Here is a 345-nt window from a genome sequence, read left to right on the forward strand (position 1 = left end):
GCGCGGTATTCGGATTGCCGCCGGCGGCGGCGGGTGCCCCGCCCATCATCGGCATCGCGGTGCTGTGGTCGAAGCCGTTCCTGTGGTTCTATATCTACTTCGTGGCCTGCGTGGCGATCTTCTACGCCTTCTGGAGCTGGTATTCACCACATCCGTGGCAAAACTGGTCGATCCTGATGACCGCCGTCATCCTGTTCTTCATCTATTTCAATGTTCAGGTCAGCGTTGCCGTCAACAATTGGTATGGTCCGTTCTTCGACTACGTGCAGGGCCTGATGTCGGGCACGGGGAAGTCAACCGACTCGGAATTTTATATAGGATTGGCCGATTTCTCCTGGCTGGCGC

1 protein-coding gene is annotated in these 345 nt (G+C 57.1%); it reads left to right on the forward strand.

The window, feature by feature from the left end; translation table 11 throughout:
- Positions 1-345: SbmA/BacA-like family transporter (locus tag EN852_RS37035; RefSeq protein WP_281407845.1), on the forward strand; the 345-nt coding region annotated here is incomplete at both ends.

Source organism: Mesorhizobium sp. M2E.F.Ca.ET.209.01.1.1, assembly GCF_004010375.2.
In the GTDB taxonomy this organism is placed as follows: Bacteria; Pseudomonadota; Alphaproteobacteria; order Rhizobiales; family Rhizobiaceae; genus Mesorhizobium.